Annotated in this window: 11 protein-coding genes; 3 read left to right on the top strand and 8 right to left on the bottom strand. The window is 61.7% G+C overall.

Annotation, left to right across the window (positions count from 1 at the left end; translation table 11 throughout):
* Positions 1–175: 175 nt before the first annotated feature.
* The 7 genes from ABIE16_RS09010 to ABIE16_RS08980 all read right to left on the bottom strand — a co-directional run bounded on the left by ABIE16_RS09010 (position 176) and on the right by ABIE16_RS08980 (position 8455).
* Positions 176–1600 carry an amino acid permease gene (locus tag ABIE16_RS09010; protein ID WP_218495937.1) on the bottom strand — a complete coding sequence of 475 codons (1425 nt, stop codon included), beginning with the start codon at positions 1598–1600 and terminating at the stop codon, positions 176–178.
* 208 nt (positions 1601–1808) lie between these two features.
* Positions 1809–4064 carry an ATP-binding protein gene (locus tag ABIE16_RS09005; RefSeq protein ID WP_429520927.1) on the bottom strand — a complete coding sequence of 752 codons (2256 nt, stop codon included), beginning with the start codon at positions 4062–4064 and terminating at the stop codon, positions 1809–1811.
* The gene (locus ABIE16_RS09000; RefSeq protein WP_429520926.1) at positions 4061–4834 is read right to left on the bottom strand and encodes a substrate-binding periplasmic protein; all 774 of its coding nucleotides are present in this window, start codon (positions 4832–4834) and stop codon (positions 4061–4063) included. The genes ABIE16_RS09005 and ABIE16_RS09000 overlap by 4 nt, the downstream gene beginning before the upstream one ends.
* 5 nt (positions 4835–4839) lie before the next feature.
* Positions 4840–5556 carry a response regulator gene (locus ABIE16_RS08995; protein ID WP_057714926.1) on the bottom strand — a complete coding sequence of 239 codons (717 nt, stop codon included), beginning with the start codon at positions 5554–5556 and terminating at the stop codon, positions 4840–4842.
* Between the two features lie 92 nt (positions 5557–5648).
* Positions 5649–6296: a TetR family transcriptional regulator C-terminal domain-containing protein gene (locus ABIE16_RS08990; protein WP_090455090.1), complete on the bottom strand. Its 648-nt coding sequence runs from the start codon at positions 6294–6296 to the stop codon at positions 5649–5651.
* Between the two features lie 245 nt (positions 6297–6541).
* Positions 6542–7330, bottom strand: coding sequence for a class II aldolase/adducin family protein (locus tag ABIE16_RS08985; RefSeq protein WP_429520925.1), 789 nt, complete (start codon positions 7328–7330; stop codon positions 6542–6544).
* A gap of 75 nt (positions 7331–7405) precedes the next feature.
* The gene (locus tag ABIE16_RS08980; RefSeq protein WP_057714928.1) at positions 7406–8455 is read right to left on the bottom strand and encodes an ABC transporter substrate-binding protein; all 1050 of its coding nucleotides are present in this window, start codon (positions 8453–8455) and stop codon (positions 7406–7408) included.
* Between the two features lie 314 nt (positions 8456–8769).
* Between ABIE16_RS08980 and ABIE16_RS08975 the strand changes: the two genes are divergently transcribed.
* Positions 8770–10731 carry an FAD-dependent oxidoreductase gene (locus ABIE16_RS08975; protein WP_429520924.1) on the top strand — a complete coding sequence of 654 codons (1962 nt, stop codon included), beginning with the start codon at positions 8770–8772 and terminating at the stop codon, positions 10729–10731.
* Positions 10732–10910: 179 nt separating this feature from the next.
* Complete coding sequence (locus ABIE16_RS08970; protein WP_057714930.1) at positions 10911–11507, top strand: cupin domain-containing protein; 597 nt, start codon at positions 10911–10913, stop codon at positions 11505–11507.
* On the opposite strand, the gene ABIE16_RS08965 is transcribed toward ABIE16_RS08970, so the two are convergent.
* Complete coding sequence (locus tag ABIE16_RS08965) at positions 11504–12436, bottom strand: helix-turn-helix domain-containing protein (protein ID WP_429520923.1); 933 nt, start codon at positions 12434–12436, stop codon at positions 11504–11506. The two genes, ABIE16_RS08970 and ABIE16_RS08965, sit on opposite strands and share 4 nt — an antisense overlap.
* Positions 12437–12598: 162 nt before the next feature.
* Here ABIE16_RS08965 and ABIE16_RS08960 point away from each other — a divergent pair, with 162 nt between their 5' ends.
* Entirely contained in the window at positions 12599–13957 is a 1359-nt protein-coding gene (locus ABIE16_RS08960; protein ID WP_090455086.1) for a glutamine synthetase family protein, read from the top strand.
* Positions 13958–14069: the final 112 nt, after the last annotated feature.

The raw sequence follows: 14069 nt of genomic DNA, 5'->3' as shown, positions 1-14069 counted from the left end.
CGATGCAATCTACTGTCAGATCTGACAGTCGCGACCAGCGGCAAATCGCTTGAAACAACTGTGGGAGCGAGCTTGCTCGCGATAGCGGTAGACCAGTCAACAGTGATGTTGGACCTGATGCCGCCATCGCGAGCAAGCTCGCTCCCACAGGGGGGGAAGTGGTTATCTGGAGGTGTTATGCAGCCGGCAAGCTCGGCGCCAGCACCGCCCCGCGCTTGCGATGGATCAGGAAGTACGCGCCATAGCACAGCGCAATGAATCCAAAGCCCCAATACAGCGACGGACGCTGGGTTTCATCCAGGGCCAGGAACACGAACAGAGAGCAGCACAACGTGATGCACATCAGCGGCAGCACCGGGAACCACGGCGCGCGGTATTTCAAGTCGCTGAGTTTGCCGCCGTCACGCAAATACGCCTTGCGGAACTTGTACTGCGCCAGCGCGATGACAATCCAGGTCACGGTGCCGGACATGCCGCTCACCGCCATCAGCACCATGAACAAGGTGTCGGCGGCGACGAAGCTGGTCATCAGCGACACCAGCGCGAAGCACAGGGTGATGCTCAAGGCGCGCAATGGCACGCCACGCTTGCTCAAGGGCGACAGGCTCTTGGGCGCCATGCCGGTTTTCGACATTGCCCACAGGATGCGCGTCGAGGCATACAGGCCGGAGTTGCCCACCGACAGGATCGCGGTAAGGATCACGAAGTTCATCAGGTCGGCCGCATAGGGAATGCCGACCATGTCGAACACCTGCACGAACGGGCTTTCCATCAGGCCCGCCTGCTGCCAGGGCACGATGGCCGACAGCACGATGATCGCCAGCACGTAGAAGATCAGCACGCGGAACACCACGTTGCGCACGGCGCGGGGAATGCTTTTTTCCGGCTGGTCGGTTTCACCGGCGGCCACGCCCATGATCTCGCAACCCTGGAACGCGTAGACCACGGTCATCATCACCGCGAACACGGCTGACAGGCCGTTGGGGAACAACGAATCGCCGATCAGGTTGGTCGCCATCGGCGCCGGTGCGCCGCTGCTCAGGGGCATCACGCCGAAGATCACCAGCACACCGACCACGATGAAACCGAGAATCGCCGCGACCTTGATCCCCGAAAACCAGTATTCGGCTTCACCAAAGGCGCGGGTCGCCATGGCATTGATACCGAACAGCACCACCACGAACAGCGCCGACCAGTACCAGATTGGCACCTCCGGGAACCAACGGGTCATCAGCATGCCGGCGGCGGTGAACTCCAGACCCACGGTGGTGGCCCAGCTCATCCAGTACACCCAGCCGATCATGAACCCGGTGGCCGGGCCGATGTATTTTGTTGCGTGGGTCTGGAACGAACCGGACACCGGCATCTGCACCGACAGTTCACCCAGGCAGACCATCACCAGGTACATCAGGAAACCCGCGACCAGGTAAGCCAGGATCGCCCCCACCGGGCCGCCCTGGTTGATGGTCACTCCGGAGCCCATGAACAACCCGGTGCCGATGACGCCGCCCAGGGACAGCATGAAGATGTGCCGGCTCTTGAGGGCCCGGGTCAGCTGGATGCCTTTACGATCAGTGCTGTGATCAGTGTTTTCGTTCATGTCGGCACCTCAGCAGTCAGAGAGGTGCGCAGCGCGCGACAGGACGTCACGGCGCAGGGAGGGATCAGCTTTACGGCAATTCATTATTATTATCTCCAATAAGCTTCGAAGACCGCGCTGCGGCGGTTGCGTCGATTATTGGAAAGCCATGTAAGTTCGCGTTGACCGTAAAGATCGAAGTTGTACAAAGTCGTAACAAACTTGTACGTCAGCTCTGCAACAGGCCTTCGAGGGTATCGAGCGAGTGCTGCAATTGCTCATCGAGCGTGAGGCTCATGCGGCGGATCGCCGATTCATCGTTTGCCAGCGCCAAGGTCTCCAGCGCCCTTAACGTGCTGGCCAAGCCCCGAAAACCCAGGGAATCGCAGCTACCGGCCAAGCGGTGAGCCAGTTGCGCGACCTCTGTGCAGTCATCGGCGGCCATGGCTTCATTCAGCGCCTCGCGGTGCTGCAGGATCGAGTCACGCAGAACCGCCAGCAGACCCTGGACCTTTTGCGCACCGAGCAGGCTGCGATGGGTCTGTAACAGCGGCCAGTCCATTGCCTCATTGCTGAGCAGCGATTCGACCACAGGCACATGCCCTTCCAGCACCTGGCGCAGGTTTTCCAGCTTCAAGGGCTTGGCCAGGACACCGTCCATGCCGGCCTCCAGATAACCGCGCACCAGTGCCGGTTGCACGCTGGCGGTCAGGGCGAAAATGCGGGTATAGCGGTTCGACCCGTCGCTGTGGCGGATCTGGCGGCATAACTCGACACCACTAATGCCCGGCAGATGCACGTCCAGCAGTATCAGGTCGAACACCTGCGCCGCGCAGTGTTGCAGCGCCTGATCCGCTTCTTCGGCGAGCCACACCCGGTGGCCGTCCCGTTGCAGCAAGCCCTTGACCACTTCGCGGTTGAGCGCCACGTCTTCGACCACCAGGATATTCAGTGCCGGCCTCGCTGCCCGAACCGGCGGGGCCTCAGCCACGCCGCTGGCCGGCTGCAAGGACAACTCGAACCAGAAGCAACTGCCGCGCCCCTCTTCACTGTCCACGCCGATGCAGCCCCCCATCTGCTCCACCAGGTGTTTGCAGATCGCCAACCCCAACCCCGTGCCCCCAAAACGTTGCGCGACTTCTTCGCTGGCCTGGGTGAAGCGCTCGAAAATCTTTTCCTGCATCTGCGGGGCAATGCCGATGCCGTCGTCCGTGACACAGACCCGCAGCCGCTGTCCCAACTGTTCGCCGGTTTCGCTGAGCAGCGCCACCTCGACGCTGACTTCGCCGCCTTCGGTGAACTTGATCGCGTTGGCCAGCAGGTTGCTCAGCACTTGGCGCAGGAACTGCTCGGCGCCGTGGTGATGCTCGGCAATCCTCTGATCGACGCGGCAACTGAGGATTGTGTCGTTGCTCAGCGCTCGCGGTTCCAACAGAGTCAGTACCTCGTCGAGCAACTGGCGCAGCGAGAAATCCACCGGTTCGGGATGGCTGACACCCTCCTCCAGCTTGGCGAAATACAGCACTTCGTTGAGGATTGTCAGCAAGCCTTCGCCGGCCTTGTGCAAGGCATCCAGGCGTTTGCCGTCCTGGGCATCCAGCCGAGCACCGCGCAGCAATTCGGCCATGCCGAGAATGCCATTGAGGGGGGTGCGCAGTTCGTGGCTCATGGTCGCCAGGAACCGCGACTTGGCAAGGTTGGCCGCTTCCGCTTCGTCCTTGGCGCGCATCAGGCTGGCGGTACGGCGCTCGACCATTTTCAGCAGTTCGTCACGGTTGTCCTGCAAGGCCAGCCGATCGGTTTCCCGGCGCTCGATGTCCCGCAGGATCGCCCGGCGCATGTCGTCCAGCGCATGGGCCACGGTGTCGATTTCGTCACTGCCGCGGCGTTTGTCCAGGTGCAAGGGTTCCTGCCATTCACCGGCGGCGATACGCCGGGCAAACTCGGCCATGACTTTCAGGTGCCGGGTCACCAGTCGATAAAACAAGCCCGACAAGGCAACGGCCAGACCGCAGAGAAACACCGCCATCCACAACAGGCTGGTCAAACCGGTGGCGTAGAGTCGCTGGTACACCGCCCCCAGATCGGTGCTGACTTCCAGTTCACCCAAGTTGCGCAAAGGGCCGGACGGCGGCTGATAGTCCAGGGCAAAGCGCTCGATGCGCAGCGGTCCCGCAGGGGCCGGATTGCCCTGTACCAGGTCGAAGTCGGCGCTGGTCAAGTGCACCCGCGCGACGTCGGAGAAGTCCACCAGCCCGCGCAACTGCACATTCAACTGCTCCTGGTTCAAGTCCCAGAGGCTGCGTTCCAGGCTGGCCAGGTACCCGGCGCGGATCAGTTCCATGCGCGAATCGATGTCGCGCATTTCCCGTCGATACTCGATGTACAGTTGCACGCTGCTGGCGAGCACGGTGAAGCACAGGCTGAACAACAGAATGAACAGCAACAGGCGTCGCAACAGTCCACCGGGACGGGCGCGAATCATTGCGCATCCGCCGGCAGGTTGATCATGTCGCGGTAGGTCACTTCGCTTTCGTTGAGCCAGCGCTCGATGTCACCGGCATCGACCATGCGCTGCAACTGCGCATTGATCTCGGGCATGCGAGTGGCCAAGGGCGAGCGCCGCGACACGGCAACCCGCAGGTAGTCCACGTTCAACGCCTTGGGCAAGGCGACGATGTCCTGGCCGCCGGGCAGGTTTTCCACGTACAGCTGGCCGGTGCGCCGCTCCTGAGTAATGAAGTCGATGCGCCCGCGAATCAGCTTGCCGAAGTTCTGGTGGCTGTCGGAAACCCATTCGATATTGTTGTTGCGCGCGACCATACGATCGAACTCCACGCCGTAGCTCTCACCGAACAACAGGCCACCGCGGTAACGGGCCAGGTCGTCCAGTTGTTCGAATTTCACCGGATGCTGGCGGTTGACGAACAACGCCACTTCTTCACGCAATACCGGCACCGTCGAGAACAGCATGCTCTGCTCCCGTTGCGCGGTGCTATAGGCCAGTACCACATCGACCCGGCCTTCGGCGGCGTCCAGCAGGCAGCGTTTCCAGTTGCCCAGCACGACTATCTCGACTTCATACCCCAGTTGACCGAACAAGTGCTTCACCACGCTGGGCGCCAGGCCGCGCACCTGCTTGCCATCACTCCAGGAGATCGGCGGGTACACCGGGTAATCGCAATAGCGGACCTTATCCGCCGCGACGGCATGGCCGGCCACCAGTATCGCCAGCAGGCAAAGCCATCGCGCCATCGGCTTCAGGCCGCCACGCTGGCGGTGAACAGGTAACCGGCGCCGTGAATGGTGATGATCAACTGGGGTTCGGCCGGATCGTCATGCAACTTGCGGCGCAGGCGCCCGACCAGCACGTCGATGGAGCGGTCGTTGGGCACCCATTCGCGGTTGCGGATCTGGTCCATCAATTGATCGCGGCTGAGGGTGTGGCCGCTGTTGCGCAGGAACACGCTGAGCAACTGGTATTCGCCGTGGGTCAGCAGGGTTTCGCTGCCGGACGGATCGATCAGGCGACGGCGGTCGGTGTCCAGCGCCCAGTCGGCAAACTGCTTGACCGGTTTGGCCGCCGCGATGGCGGGCGCTGGCGTTTGCGCATGACGTACCCGGCGAATCAGGTTTTTCGCCCGGGACACCAGCTCCCTTGGATTGAGGGGTTTGATCACGTAGTCATCGGCGCCGCATTCGAGGCCGACGATGCGGTCGATTTCATCGTTGCGCCCGGTGATCAGGATGATCCCGACCTCCGAACGTACCCGCAACTCGCGGGTCAGGGTCAGGCCGTCCTTGCCCGGCAGGCGGATGTCGAGCATCACCAGGTCGACGGTCTGGCTAGCGAGGAAGGTTTCCGCCAGTTCCGCCGTGGCGGCGCAATGGACGTCGTAACCTTCCTGGGACAGGTAGGCGTGTAGCAGATCGCGAATCAGCGGATCGTCATCGACGATCAATACCCGAGGAGTCATCGCTTGGTGTCCGGCATAGGCCCGAAGGCCAGTTTCTTATTAGAGTGTTTTCCTGCGTCGGCGCCAGAGAGTATCGATTGCTGAACGACTGATCAACAGTCGCTCGTCTGCACGCAGAAGCGCTGTCGTCCGCCGGCTTGCAAACCATCGACCCAGGCCTCGCAAATCTGGATGCCCTGCTCCGGGGTGAAGGTGCCGGGGTTCAGCCCGGACTCCAGCCACAAGCCGTCGAGCAAGGCGCTGAGGCTGATGGCGGCGAGGTCGGCGTCGAAGCTTTCCCAGCCCTCCTCCTGAGCCAGTTCCGCCAGCACCTTGCGCAGGATGCCGCGATACTCGCCATAGGAATGATCGTGGGCCTGGTTGATGGCCTCGGCGGTTTTCACCGCGCCCCAGAACGCCAGCCACGCATCGATCAGTTGCGGATCCAGCAGCTCGGCGGAGAACGATCCGCGAAAAAACGCCGACAAGCGTTCCCGTGCATTCGGCGCGGCTTGCTCCATGGCGTCACGCAGCAAGGTCATGACCCGCCCGGTGATCGCCATGTAAGCCTCGGCCACCAGCTCATCCTTGCCGGAATAGTGATGGCTGATCAGCCCCACCGAGACCCCGGCCTCGGCGGAAATCTTGCGGATCGACGCGCCCTGGAAGCCATGACGCTTGAGGCACACCAGCGTCGCCTCGATCAGGTTGGCTTTGCGCAACTCCGGTTCCATGCGGGAAAAACGGGCTTCCTGATTCATGGGCGACACGCTCCTTGGTTCAATCGTTTAGGCCCGCGCGGGGTAGCGGCGGGCTGAACGAATGTACAGCAAGAGCGGGCAGTTTCTCTAGTCGGGTGTAAGCCCGGGGGACCGTGGCGCGCCCATCGCGAGCAAGCTCGCTCCCACAGTGGTCTGGGTTGTTCGCAGATCTTGCGTACACCCTCTCACCCTGTGGGAGCGAGCTTGCTCGCGATGGCGTCAGTCCATGCAACACAGGATCTGGATCAGTCGCGGTAACCCGGCGCCACTCGATCCAGCATTCTCAACAACGCCGCCCACGCCAGTTGCATGGCATCCGGATCACTCAGCGCCCCCTCCTCCAACGGCCGCCCCGGATCATTGAACTGCCGCTCGGTATGCGCGCAGACCTCGTCAGACGGCAGTACGACTTCACCGGCGGCCTGGGCGGCCAACTGGATTTCACAGGCTTTTTCCAGATAGTACATGCGCAGGAATGCCTGGCTCACCGTCTCACCGACGGTCAGCAAACCATGGTTGCGCAGCATCAGTACCGATTTGTCGCCCAGGTCCGCCACCAGCCTTTTTTGCTCGCTCAGGTCCAGCGCCACGCCTTCATAGTCGTGGTAGGCGACCCGGCCATAGAACTCCATGGAAATCTGGTTCACCGGCAACAGCCCGCACTTCAACGCCGCCACCGCGCAACCGGATTTGGTGTGGGTGTGCAGCACGCATTGCGCATCTTCACGGGCGCCGTGGATGGCGCTGTGGATCACGAAGCCAGCCGGATTGACCGGATACGGCGACGGTTCCACAGCGTGGCCATCAAGGTCGATCTTCACCAGATTGGACGCGGTGATTTCATCGAACATCAACCCGTAAGGGTTGATCAGAAAGTGATGCTCCGGCCCCGGAATGCGCACCGAGATGTGGGTGAAGATCAAATCGGTCATGCGAAAGTGCGCAATCAAGCGGTAACAGGCCGCCAGTTCCTCACGCAGGCGCTGCTCGGTGGCGCTGCGTTCGGGTGCCAGGTGGGTGGCGATGTTGTTCATTCTTGTGGTTCTCCAGGCTGATCGGCTGGGGCAGACAGTAAGGCTGGACGCTCGGACACGTCCAGCCATCGGCAGTTATTTGCTGGCCCAGGCGTTGAAGCGCTCTTCGAGTTCTTCGCCATGGTCGACCCAGAAACCGACGTTCATCGACAGTGCGCCCTTGAGGTTCTGCGGCGCGGTGGGCACCCATTGCGCCAGTTTGTCGTCCAGCCGTGCGGCGGCCTGGGTGTTGGTCGGGCCATAAGGGATCTGTTGCACGTAGTTGACCTGGGCGTCCGGTTGATTGGCGAAGGCAATGAATCGCTTGGCCTGATCCACATGCTTGGACCCTTTGATGATCGCCCAGTAATCCATGCCGTACAGGCTGCCGGGCCAGACCAGACCCAGGTGGCTGCCTTTCTGCGCGGCGTCGGCGATGCGCCCGCTGTAGGTCGAGGTCATTACCACATCGCCGGCGGTCAGCCATTGCGGCGGTTGCGCGCCCGCCTCCCACCACTGGATGTAAGGCTTGAGTTCAGTGAGTTTGGCGAATGCCCGGTCCACGCCCTGCGGGGTGCTGAGTACCTTGTAGACGTCTTCGGTCTTGACCCCGTCCGCCAGCAAGGCGAATTCCAGGTTGTACACCGCGCGTTTACGCAGCCCACGCTTGCCGGGGGTTTTCTTCACGTCCCAAAAGTCTGCCCACGAGGTCGGGGCCTGGGCCAGTTTGTCGGTGTCGTAGGCAATGGCCACGCTCCACACCAGCGCAGCGGAGCCGCATTCCTGTGCCGCTTCGGGGATCAACTGGTCGGCATGGCCCAGGCGGGTCCAGTCCAGGCGCTCGTACATGCCTTCCTCGCAACCGCGCATCAGGTCCGGGCCTTCGATCTGCACTACGTCCCAGTCGACGTTGCCGGTATCGACCATCACTTTGATTTTGGCCATTTCGCCGTTGTATTCGCTCTGGATCACTTTGCTTTGATCCACGGCGGCGAAGGGTTGAAAGAACGCCACGTCCTGGGCTTTTTGTCCGGCTCCGCCGTATCCGACCACCACCATGTCCGATGCTGCCTGAGCGCTGCCCAGGCCCATGGCCACGGACAACACCAAGGGATAAAAACCGTGCTTGAGCGTGTGCGATTTCATCAGTGGTTCCTCTTGCAGGTGCCACGGGACCCAAGGCCCGCGCAGCCCTTTTTTATTGTTGTGAGGTTTGGCCCTGGAGCGGGCTCGAGACGAAACTACTGCAAGGCATAGTAAAAAAACAAGTTGATTTTTTACTGAAGGTAAATTTCTATAGATAAAAATAACAACACCGAAAACCTTATGCCTCTGTAGGAGCGAGCGTGCTCGCGATGGACCTGAGGGCGACGCGTTCATCCAGACAACACGCGTTATCGTTAACGTCCATCGCGAGCAAGCTCGCTCCTACAGGTCAGCCTGCCAGGAGTACCCGCCACATGACGACCTCTGCACCCGCCTTCGCGCACCTGTTCGAACCCCTGGAGATCCGTGGCAAGCGCCTGAAGAACCGCATCATGTCCAGCGGACACGACACCTCGATGCCCACCGACAACCTGGTCAACGAACAATTGATCGCCTATCACCGGGCGCGGGCCGAAGGCGGAGCCGGGCTGATCGTGCTGCAAGTGGCCGGGGTGCATGACAGTGCGCGCTACACCTCCCACGTGCTGATGGCCACCGACGATGCGTGCATCGAGGGCTACCGCAAACTGGCGCAAACCTGCCATGCCCACGGCACCCTGGTGTTGTCCCAGGTGTTCCATCCGGGGCGGGAGATCATGGAGTCCAGCGATGGCCTGCTGGCGGTGGCCTACTCCGCATCGTCGGTGCCCAACGAACGTTTCCGGGTGATGCCCCGCGCGCTGGACCAGGCAATGATCGACGAGATCGTCGCCGGTTATGCCGCTGCCGCCCGCCGCCTGCATCAGGCAGGCATTGATGGCGTCGAGGTCGTGGCCAGCCACGGTTACCTGCCGGCACAGTTCATCAATCCGCGAGTCAATCGGCGTACCGATGGCTACAACGGTGAGCTGGACCAGCGTTTGCGTTTTCTGCGCGAGGTCATCGCCGCCGTGCGCGCGGCGACCGACCAGCAGTTCATCATCGGCCTGCGCATTTCCGCCGACGAGCGCGACCCGGAAGGCCTGACCGAGGACGAATCCCTGGCCGCCGTGCAGTCACTGCAAGCGCAGCTCGATTACGTGCATATCGTCGCCGGCACCTCGGCTTCCCTTGGCGGCGCGGTGCATATCGTGCCGCCCATGGCGATCGAAGCCGCGTACCTGGCCAGGGAAGCCGGGACGTTCAAGGCCAGTTTGAACATTCCGTTGTTCGTCACCGGGCGCATCAACCAGCCCCAGGAAGCCGAGCTGATCCTGGCTCGTGGCCAGGCCGATGTGTGCGGCATGACCCGGGCACTGATCTGCGATCCGCAAATGCCCAACAAGACCGACACCGGCCGCGTCGAAGACGTGCGGGCGTGCATTGCCTGCAATCAGGCGTGCATCGGCCACTTCCACAAGGGCTTGCCGATTTCCTGTATCCAGCACCCGGAAACCGGACGCGAACTGATCTTCGGCGAACGGCGACAAGCGCCACAGCGCAAACGCATCATGATCGCCGGCGGTGGCCCGGCCGGGATGAAAGCCGCCACCGTCGCGGCCCAGCGCGGGCATGAGGTGACGTTGTACGAAGCCAATTCGCAACTGGGCGGTCAGGTGCTGCTCGCGCAATTGCTGCCACGGCGCAGCGAATTCGGCGGTGCCAGCACCAACCTGCAGCGGGAAATGGAACTGGCCGGCGTGCGCGTAGTGCGCAATACCCGAGTCGACCGGGCACTGGTGGAGCAGGAAAAACCGGACATGGTGATCGTCGCTACCGGTGCCGAGCCCTACTGGCCGCCCTTCGAGCGCGGTGGTGAGTTGCAGGTGGTGGACGCCTGGCAGGTATTGCGCGATGAAGTACGGATCGGCCGTTCGGTGGTGGTGGTCGACTGGCGCTGCGACTGGATCGGCCCCGGCATCGCCGAACGCCTGGTTCGCGCCGGGCACCAGGTACAACTGGCGGTCAACGGCACCCATTGCGGGGAAAACCTGCCGCTGTACGTGCGCGATCAACTGGCCGGCGAGCTGCATAAACTGGGCGTGCCGATCACGCCATATGCGCGGTTGTATGGCTGCGATGACAACACGGTTTACCTGCAACACACCGCCAGTGGCGAACCGATGCTGATGGAGAACATCGACACGCTGGTGCTGTGCCAGGGGCATCAGCCGGTCGATACCCTGGGTGCGGAGTTGCAAGGGCTGGTGGAGTTTCGCCGGATCGGTGACTGCCTGGCGCCGCGCACCGCCGAAGAAGCAATTTATGAAGGCCTTAAAGTCGCGTGGGAGCTTTAAGGCTGTTTATACTCCGGGGCTTAGACGGCTAACACCAACCCTGTAGGAGCGAGCTCTGCTCGCGATGGACTCGAAAACGCCGCGTTGAACCAGACTGTACGCGTCATCGTTAGCGACCATCGCGAGCAAGCTCGCTCCTACAAGGGATTTGCGCCACTCCTCCCGGTTCGGATTTGACCATGAGCAACAGCAGCACCACACAGCCCGCACCCGGCAGCGCCGAACCGCATTTTCTCGGCACGCGCATTCGCGGCCTGCGCAAGCGTCGGGGCATGACCCTGACGGAACTGGCGCAACAGAGCGAACTCACCGCCGGCTACATCAGCCAGCTTGAACGCAACCTCGCCTACCCGTCGATTCCGGCGCTGTTCAACATTGCCCGCAGCCTTGGCGTTACCATCCAGTGGTTCTTCGCCAGTGAAGCGGTCACCGCGCCCGAAGACGATGGCATCGTGGTGCGCAAGAACAGCCGCCTGAACGTGCATTACGAAGACGGCATCGTCGACCAGTTGCTGACACCGCAAGCCAACCGCCAACTGGAAATGCTCCACTCGCGTTTCCCGCCCGGCACCTACAGCCAGCAAAGCTACAGCCACGACGGTGAAGAAGCCGGCTACTTGCTCTCGGGGAGTTTCGAGTTGTGGGTGGGCGAGCGCCATTTCCAGCTCAATGAAGGCGACAGCTTCAGCTTTTCCAGCCAGGAACCGCACCGCTATGGCAACCCTGGCGATGTCGATGCGGTGGTCATCTGGGTGATTACACCGCCGACGTTCTAACGTCGGCCGCGACCAAGGGACGGCGTGACACTCCCACGCTTGAGGGTGTCGCTCGGCAATTCCTTGAACAGCGCACGATAGCTGCTGGAAAACCGCCCCAGATGCCAGAACGACCAACGCATCGCCACTTCAGCCACGGTGGTTTGCGTCGGCGTGCGACTCAGCAATTCGCGGTGGGCGCTGTTGAGTCGGCGCAGGCGCAGCCACTGGGTCGGCGACATGCCAGTGTAGGTCTTGAACGCATGCTGCAACTGACGCAGTGAAAACCCCGCGATCTGGGACAATTCCAGCAGATTGAGATGTTCTTCCGGGGTGTCCGCGGCCCATTCCCCTACCCGTTTCATGATCGAGCGCTCCCCGGCCCGACGCTGCAAGGCGCCCTGGTCGAGGCCGACACACGCGTTGTCGAGGATGAACAGGCAATCTTCCAGCAGTTGCTGGGTCAGCGCTTCGCGGCTCGGTGGATCGAAGGTCTGCGACAGCCGCGTCAAGGTTCCGCTGAGCCAACGGCAAAACAGCGCGTTCTGCTGGGCGTTGAGCGGTGCCATGAACAACCCTTCAAGCCTGGCGATGTCCAGGCTGTGGCGCTTTACAAACTCTGGCCCGAACACCACGGCGATTTCCTGGTAGTTCTCCGGGGTGATCCAGATGTTGCGGCTTTCGCCATTCAACACGTACAGCGCGTTGTCACCGCGATCGAAACAGAACGATAACGAACCCTGGGGCGCGCTGAAATTCTGCTCGACCCGGGTGTTCATCGACTCTTCGTAAATCTCCACGCCCTGCAGATCCAGATAACGCACCCTACCCGCGAAGTGCCCCGGCGACATCTGCTGGTATTGCTGCACCCAGCCCGGCGTGGCGCGGATTTGCTCGGCGACATCGGCGGTGTTGAACGCTTGGACCTGGAGGGAACTGGAACCTGTCATGGGGCGACCTTACGCACTCTTTTGGTGCGTTTTGTGCTGCTTAAAGTGGATAGATGGAACCGCAAGGCTCGCACAAGATAGTCGTCAACGCGCTACAGGGGAAGTGTCCGGCGGATGAAACCGGTCTCTCCTGGCGTTAATAAAACCAATAACGAGGTCTTTATGAATGTCCCTTTCGATCAGCTGTTCACTTGGCTGAAAGATCACAAGATTACCGAAGTCGAGTGCGTCGTCAGCGATCTGACCGGCATTGCACGCGGCAAAATTGCACCGACCAACAAGTTCCTGCATGAGCGAGGCATGCGCCTGCCGGAAAGTGTCCTTCTGCAAACGGTAACCGGGGACTTTGTCGACGACGACATCTACTACGACCTGCTCGACCCGGCCGATATCGACATGGTCTGCAAGCCGGACGCCGACGCCGTCTACGTGGTGCCATGGGCCATCGAGCCGACCGCCATCGTGATCCACGACACCTTCGACAAGTTCGGCAACCCGATCGAACTGTCGCCGCGCAATGTGTTGAAGAAAGTCCTGCAGTTGTACACCGATAAAGGCTGGCGGCCGATTGTCGCGCCGGAAATGGAGTTCTACCTGACCCAGCGCTGCGAAGACCCGGACCTGCCGCTCAAGGCGCCGATGGGCCGTTCGGGCCGCGCCGAAAGCGGTCGTCAGTCGTTCTCCATCGACGCGGCCAACGAATTCGACCCGCTGTTCGAAGACGTCTACGACTGGTGCGAACTGCAAGGTCTGGACCTCGACACGCTGATCCACGAAGACGGCCCGGCGCAGATGGAAATCAACTTCCGTCATGGCAATGCCCTGGACCTGGCCGACCAGATCACCGTGTTCAAGCGCACCATGCGTGAAGCGGCGCTCAAGCACAACGTGGCGGCAACCTTCATGGCCAAGCCGGTTGGCGATGAACCTGGCAGCGCCATGCACCTTCACCAGAGCGTGGTGGACATTGCCACCGGCCAGCCAATCTTCGCCGATGCTGATGGCAACATGAGCGAGCTGTTCCTGCATCACATTGGCGGCCTGCAGAAGTACATCCCGAAGGTGCTGCCGATGTTCGCGCCGAACGTCAACTCGTTCCGCCGCTTCCTGCCGGACACCTCGGCACCGGTGAACGTCGAGTGGGGCGAAGAAAACCGCACCGTCGGCCTGCGCGTGCCAACCTCCAGCCCGGACGCCATGCGTGTCGAGAACCGTCTACCGGGCGCTGACGCCAACCCGTACCTGGCCATCGCCGCCAGCCTGCTGTGTGGTTACCTGGGCATGGTCGAACGCATCGAGCCAAGCGCTGCGGTACAGGGCCGCGCCTATGAGCGTCGCAACCTGCGCCTGCCGATCACCATCGAGGACGCCCTGACCCAGATGGAAGAGTGCGACACCATCAGCCGCTACCTGGGCAGCAAGTTCGTGCGGGGCTATGTCGCGGTCAAACGCGCCGAGCACGAGAACTTCAAACGGGTGATCAGCTCCTGGGAGCGTGAGTTCCTGATGCTCAGTGTCTAAATAACCCGCTCTCGCATGGGATCACACATCCCTTGTGGGAGCGAGCTTGCTCGCGATGAGGCCAGTGAATCCAATATCTTCGTTGACTGACAGGCCGCCATCGCGAGCAAGC

Origin of the sequence: Pseudomonas sp. 2725, assembly GCF_050434585.1 — a bacterium.
Classification (GTDB): Bacteria; Pseudomonadota; Gammaproteobacteria; order Pseudomonadales; family Pseudomonadaceae; genus Aquipseudomonas; species Aquipseudomonas jessenii.
Note: the sequence above shows the minus strand (reverse complement) of the source record. Positions and strands in the feature narration are given on the sequence as shown.

Coding starts and splice junctions, on each gene's coding strand:
- ABIE16_RS09010 (WP_218495937.1), bottom strand. CDS start 1,600: ATGAACGAAAACACTGATCACAGCACTGATCGTAAAGGCATCCAGCTG.
- ABIE16_RS09005 (WP_429520927.1), bottom strand. CDS start 4,064: ATGATTCGCGCCCGTCCCGGTGGACTGTTGCGACGCCTGTTGCTGTTC.
- ABIE16_RS09000 (WP_429520926.1), bottom strand. CDS start 4,834: ATGGCGCGATGGCTTTGCCTGCTGGCGATACTGGTGGCCGGCCATGCC.
- ABIE16_RS08995 (WP_057714926.1), bottom strand. CDS start 5,556: ATGACTCCTCGGGTATTGATCGTCGATGACGATCCGCTGATTCGCGAT.
- ABIE16_RS08990 (WP_090455090.1), bottom strand. CDS start 6,296: ATGAATCAGGAAGCCCGTTTTTCCCGCATGGAACCGGAGTTGCGCAAA.
- ABIE16_RS08985 (WP_429520925.1), bottom strand. CDS start 7,330: ATGAACAACATCGCCACCCACCTGGCACCCGAACGCAGCGCCACCGAG.
- ABIE16_RS08980 (WP_057714928.1), bottom strand. CDS start 8,455: ATGAAATCGCACACGCTCAAGCACGGTTTTTATCCCTTGGTGTTGTCC.
- ABIE16_RS08975 (WP_429520924.1), top strand. CDS start 8,770: ATGACGACCTCTGCACCCGCCTTCGCGCACCTGTTCGAACCCCTGGAG.
- ABIE16_RS08970 (WP_057714930.1), top strand. CDS start 10,911: ATGAGCAACAGCAGCACCACACAGCCCGCACCCGGCAGCGCCGAACCG.
- ABIE16_RS08965 (WP_429520923.1), bottom strand. CDS start 12,436: ATGACAGGTTCCAGTTCCCTCCAGGTCCAAGCGTTCAACACCGCCGAT.
- ABIE16_RS08960 (WP_090455086.1), top strand. CDS start 12,599: ATGAATGTCCCTTTCGATCAGCTGTTCACTTGGCTGAAAGATCACAAG.